This is a genomic window from Burkholderia sp. Bp9142 (assembly GCF_003853415.1).
GTDB lineage: Bacteria > Pseudomonadota > Gammaproteobacteria > Burkholderiales > Burkholderiaceae > Burkholderia.
This window is the reverse complement of the sequence record NZ_QTPP01000130.1, coordinates 1-218: the sequence shown is the minus strand read 5'-3', so window position 1 is coordinate 218 and position 218 is coordinate 1. Positions and strand designations below refer to the sequence as shown.

Here is a 218-nt window from a genome sequence, read left to right as displayed (position 1 = left end):
GGAGCGGTAGTTCAGTCGGTTAGAATACCGGCCTGTCACGCCGGGGGTCGCGGGTTCGAGCCCCGTCCGCTCCGCCAGAACGAAGCCCGTTCAGATGAACGTTTTGAGCGGGCTTTTGCATTAAAGGTGTAAGCAGTACGTTGTCCCCTTCGTCTAGAGGCCTAGGACATCACCCTTTCACGGTGAGTACAGGGGTTCGAATCCCCTAGGGGACGCCA

2 tRNA genes are annotated in these 218 nt (G+C 58.7%); both read left to right on the top strand.

Annotated elements, in window-relative coordinates:
• Window positions 1–77, top strand: a tRNA-Asp gene (locus tag DIE22_RS37985).
• A gap of 65 nt (window positions 78–142) precedes the next feature.
• Window positions 143–218: transfer RNA gene (locus tag DIE22_RS37980), tRNA-Glu, on the top strand.